General features: G+C 67.6%; 1 pseudogene. It reads right to left on the bottom strand.

Annotated features, from left to right (window positions below):
• Positions 1–346: pseudogene (locus OXS49_RS33485) on the bottom strand (hypothetical protein); the annotation flags it as partial.

Raw genomic sequence — 346 nt, 5'->3', positions numbered from 1 at the left:
AGGACCGAACAGATGGCCGTAGGTCTCCGCATAGAACGCGATGGAGAAGGTCCTGCTCGGGTCGCGGCCCTCGTGCTGGCCATAGGCGACGAAATGCGCGAGCGGGCCGCCGGCTGCGGTCTTGGTATCGGGATAACGCTTGGCGTAATAGGCGGCGTCGAAATGGGGCGCGATCAGGCGCATGTCGTCTTCGAGCGCCGCCTCCCGCGTGTCCGGCGTGCCGTAGCGCGGATCGAAGGCCCCGGCGGATAGGTCGGCCCCATGCAGCAACGCCGTCGCCAGGAAATGGACGAAGGGCGCCAAGCCGGTCTCACGGACGCCCGGATGCGCCTCCAGATAGGCCTGC

This window comes from Methylobacterium sp. GC_Met_2 (assembly GCF_026540795.1).
Taxonomy (GTDB): Bacteria; Pseudomonadota; Alphaproteobacteria; order Rhizobiales; family Beijerinckiaceae; genus Methylobacterium.
The sequence above is the reverse complement of the archived record's forward strand: the minus strand, read 5'-3'. Positions and strand labels throughout refer to the sequence as shown.